This window comes from Bacillus sp. AP50 (assembly GCF_040492675.1).
In the GTDB taxonomy this organism is placed as follows: domain Bacteria; phylum Bacillota; class Bacilli; order Bacillales; family Bacillaceae_G; genus Bacillus_A; species Bacillus_A cereus.
The window spans coordinates 1-4,497 of sequence record NZ_JBEUTW010000608.1; the positions used below are offsets into that span (position 1 = coordinate 1).

The window sequence follows — 4,497 nt, forward strand, 5'->3', positions numbered from 1 at the left end:
TTATGGGAGTGTATTGGGGGACAAAAAGACATTCTTGGCTTAGTTACGTCTCATTTTGGCTAAGTATTTCATTTTTTATTGTTTTTCTAATTGAAGTGTTTATATTAAAAACACTTTCGAATAGCTCGGTGCAAATTGTTAAATATTTTTATTTTATACTTGTACCAGTAAATATTTTTCTTAGTTTAAAGTTACTATTTAAGAAGAATGAAAAGAAAGCGTTACCTATTTTTAGTTTCATTGTCTCATTATTATTTGCAATTTTAATAATCGTATTAGTTTTAGCAGCTATAGGGAAGTTCTTTTAAGGGGAGTGGTATAAGTCACTCTCCTTTTTTATTTGTGGTAGTCTTACTATATGTAAAAGTGTGAATGCTGTGAGCTAATAAAAGCGGAGAGTAGACAATATTTGCATGGATTAAAGTCTGTCGTTATTTGAACTTGTAAGAGTGTATGGAGTAATGAGGTAATATACATAATAATGGAGATAGAATTAGTTATTTTATAAGTGTGTATGAAGCAAATGAATACGGTAAGAACGGTGATATATGGTACAATAGCTATGGATAGTGATAGAGATAAAGGGTATATAAAATACTCATCGTTTTTTAGTAAGAGAGGGGTTATCTTATGCTATACGAGGATTTGGAGACATTATTTCAAACAGCTCCGAAAGAAGATAGAGGCGGATGGAAATATATAATCCAAGAACAAAATGATACATTTAAAATTGGTGATGAAATACTGAAAAATCAAATGAGTGTCGAATTGTATTTTAATGAATACGATGAGGTGAAAATCACTTTATATAAAGATGGAATTCCCATTACGACTATGCAAAAAATTACGATTTCAAAAGTTGAATTAGACGAAGATGAAGAAGGTATTCAATTTGTTTTAGAACGCATGCCTAGTCGAATGATTCGGTTGCAGTTAAAGCCGTATTTAGCATTAGAAATGGGACCGTACTGGGAAGTATGTGATGATTGTGAATGAACATAAAAAAGCATCCAATAACATGGATGCTTTTTTATGTTTTTTGAAGTTGTTTAAACGCAATGATTGGAAGTATAACAATACTTACCCATCCGATGATAGGATATAGAATGTGAAGTAAGTCACTGTAACCGATGTAACTAAAGCAATAACTAATTAGTAAAATGAAGAAAATAATATTGTGATTTTTCCACCCAGTAATAGATTGCATCTGTTTTGTCATTCCGAACACATTACCAACTAAAGTTGTGAAAACTTCACCGAAAATAATGAGAACGAAGAAGAAGTGAAAAGTTGCATTAAATCTTCTTATGACTTCAGCCATTGGGATGTTATATTGATAAAATTGATCGACTGATAAGATTGCTAAATGGCTGCATAATAAAATTAAAGAAAGTCCAGCACCACCTAAAATCCCACCCCAAAAAATGGCTTTTCGATCCTTTACTTCACTGGCTAATGGGACGAGAACACTTTGGGCGAGAGAAAGGTTTAAGGCGACATATGTAATAGGGCTAGTAATCCATTTCATATTCCAGCTCTCTGCAGGAATAGTGTTATTAATAGGAGGTGTACCGTGAAAAAAGGTTGTAATAGCAAGTCCGATAATAAAAATCATCATAATAGGTACGACAAGTGTATTTACTTCAAAAACACCTTGTAACCCGCGGCTACTTATAATGAGACAAGCGATAACTGTAATGAGAATACCGAGTTGTCTTGGTAAGCGAAGTTGCTCTTCAAATACTGCACCAGCCCCTGATAACATAACGCTCGTTACGCCGAATAAAACGAGTAATAATAATGTGTTTACAACATTCCCAAATACATCCCCAAATAAATATTTGTTAAATTCTTGCGCTGAAAATGCCCCGATTTGTGATGAAAGTAACATCATCTTTGTGCCAAGCCAAATAAAAAAAAATCCACTTACACATATGCCAATTGTCCCGTATAATCCATTCACTGTGAAAAATTCAACAATTTCTCGTCCAGTAGCAAATCCAGCTCCAACGACAGTTCCGATATAAGTAGCAGCTACTTTCTTTGCTACTTGCCATTGTTGATTGTCCATGTTATCCCTCTTTCTACTATGATGAGCTTGATGTACTATTATGCATATGTATGAGCTTGGACAATTAGACGTATGAAGTGGTTGAAAAAATACATGAATTAAATGATATTAGGGAAGCATTAAAGGTGTTAAAACTTTGTTACATATAAGCTAATTGTTCGAAAGGAAAGGGAATGTATGGTAAAATGTAATTAAGTTATTAAAAGATAAACATTACAAAATGATAAGAGGAGTGATTGTATGAGTACGAAAACAAATGTTGTTGAAGTATTAAACAAGCAGGTAGCAAACTGGAATGTGTTATATGTTAAATTACATAATTATCACTGGTATGTGACAGGGCCACACTTCTTTACATTACATGAGAAATTTGAAGAGTTTTATAATGAGGCTGGAACGTATATTGATGAGTTAGCAGAACGTATTTTAGCTTTAGAAGGTAAACCATTAGCGACAATGAAAGAATATCTCGCAACATCTAGTGTCAGTGAAGGGACAAGCAAAGAATCTGCAGAAGAAATGGTGCAAACATTAGTGAATGATTATTCTGCACTTATTCAAGAATTAAAAGAAGGTATGGAAGTTGCGGGTGAAGCTGGCGATGAAACATCAGCTGACATGCTGTTAGCAATTCATACAACATTAGAACAGCATGTATGGATGCTAAGTGCATTCTTAAAATAACGATAAATATAAAGAAACCCATTGAAAAATTATTTCAATGGGTTTTTTTATGATTTTTCAGTTTTCTTTTATGCTATAATATAGTAAAAAGGAGGCGATGCGATGTTTCGCTTTTTCAGAACTGGAAAAGAAGAGCGGGAAATTACGAAAGATGAATTAGAACAAGCGATGGCTCAGTTTTTAGAAACGAATGCTAATATCGTTTATACAGTATTAGTAAATGATGATTATACAGTAAATTATGATTTGTTAAAACCATATTTACCTGCATTTCCAACAAATGTTTTTCTCATAACGAAGGAAACGCTTGAGGTATTTGAACATACAGCAGAAAATTTAAACCTAGTGAAAGAAATTGATGTCGTACAAAAAGCAGTAGATCAATACGTAACAGAAAAAGAAATGTTCCCAATTGTTGAAGGTAGCGAAGATCGCCTCATATGTGGAATGAAATTAGGACCTTACTTAAATCGTAGCTTAAAAAGAGACTTATATATTTCAGAAAAACATTATTTAGTTTCAAGTAAACCAGATAGAAAAAAACAAAAGAGTGGGTAGACGTAATGAAAACAACAATACATATATTGTTGTCTTTTTTTGTTTGTTAAAATATTGATTTTTCAGTCTATTCTTATTTATACTAAATGTATTGGACAGGGAAGAGCAACTATTAAGCATCATTTTGAGAATAAGGTATTGTTAGCGTGGGTTATACAAAGTGGTATAAAGATTCGCAAAATAAATATTATAAAAAGTTGCGGGGGAATTGGTACATGAAAAATAGTATGACTTACATTCAATTATTAAATGAAACGTTACGTTGTTATGCAAATAAAGGAAGTTTTGAAGCGTACAATTATATAATGGAAAACGCTACAGGTGTAATAGGGAATGAGGCGCAAATATATAATTTTAAGTATGCACTCGCAAGTGCATCGGGACTTGAAAAAGAAGCATTACATTTAATGAGAGAGGCCATTATAGAAAAGGGATTCTGGTATGGAAATGAGTATTTAATTTCCGATGAAGATTTAAAATCACTACATAAATTTGAAGAATTTCATACAATGGTGCAATTATGTAAAGAAAGAGAAGAATTAGCACATAAAAAGGAAAGACCAGATGTGAAATATATATACAGTAAGAAAGAGGGAAATCTACTACTTACATTGCATGGTAACCAAGAAAATATACAAATAGTAGAACCATATTGGAAATCTGTTTTGATACAAGATTATATGTTAGCTTTACCACAGTCTTCACAAATTGAGTTTTCAGATGGATTTGTTTGGGAGGACATAGAGAGAGGGAAAGAGGAATTAAAAGAGCATTACAATAATTTTATAGAAAATCATACAGTAGAAAATGTAATAATTGGTGGTTTTTCTGCAGGGGCAAGAGTAGCTTTATATACGATTTTGCAAAAAGATATAGATGTGGATGGTTTTGTTTTTATAGCACCGTGGCTTCCCGAGATTGAAGAATGGGATGAGTTGCTAAGAGTGCTGAAGGATAAACATATAAAAGGATATATAGTATGCGGGGATCAAGATGAAGATTGTTTCGAATCCACGCAGCAATTTGTACGATTATTAAGAGATAAGAATATAGAACATAAGTATAAAGTTGTGCCTAACTTAGATCATGATTATCCTATTAACTTTGATGAGCTATTAAAAGAAGCTATTGAATATATAGGAAATAAAAACAATAAGTAGTAAGAAAAAGAGATGCATCACATG

The 4,497-nt window shown here is 32.4% G+C and carries 6 protein-coding genes; 5 read left to right on the forward strand and 1 reads right to left on the reverse strand.

From position 1 onward, the window contains the following. The first annotated feature begins 2 nt into the window (after positions 1–2). Positions 3–308 (forward strand): hypothetical protein, encoded by a 306-nt coding sequence (locus ABWK52_RS27255; protein WP_000539571.1) that lies wholly within the window; start codon positions 3–5, stop codon positions 306–308. A 322-nt stretch (positions 309–630) separates the two neighbouring features. Next, positions 631–996: a DUF3979 family protein gene (locus ABWK52_RS27260; RefSeq protein ID WP_000965059.1), complete on the forward strand. Its 366-nt coding sequence runs from the start codon at positions 631–633 to the stop codon at positions 994–996. Between the two features lie 34 nt (positions 997–1,030). On the opposite strand, the gene ABWK52_RS27265 is transcribed toward ABWK52_RS27260, so the two are convergent. Then, positions 1,031–2,071: a YkvI family membrane protein gene (locus ABWK52_RS27265; protein WP_000370203.1), complete on the reverse strand. Its 1,041-nt coding sequence runs from the start codon at positions 2,069–2,071 to the stop codon at positions 1,031–1,033. Positions 2,072–2,311: 240 nt separating this feature from the next. On the opposite strand from ABWK52_RS27265, the gene ABWK52_RS27270 reads away from it, so the two are divergent. The 3 genes from ABWK52_RS27270 (at position 2,312) to ABWK52_RS27280 (ending at position 4,473) form a co-directional block, all read left to right on the forward strand. After that, positions 2,312–2,755: a Dps family protein gene (locus ABWK52_RS27270; RefSeq protein ID WP_000105199.1), complete on the forward strand. Its 444-nt coding sequence runs from the start codon at positions 2,312–2,314 to the stop codon at positions 2,753–2,755. A 102-nt stretch (positions 2,756–2,857) separates the two neighbouring features. Continuing rightward, entirely contained in the window at positions 2,858–3,313 is a 456-nt protein-coding gene (locus tag ABWK52_RS27275) for a DUF3939 domain-containing protein (protein ID WP_000488206.1), read from the forward strand. 215 nt (positions 3,314–3,528) lie between these two features. After that, positions 3,529–4,473, forward strand: a complete 945-nt coding sequence (locus ABWK52_RS27280) for an alpha/beta hydrolase (protein ID WP_098541500.1) — start codon at positions 3,529–3,531, stop codon at positions 4,471–4,473. Positions 4,474–4,497: the final 24 nt, after the last annotated feature.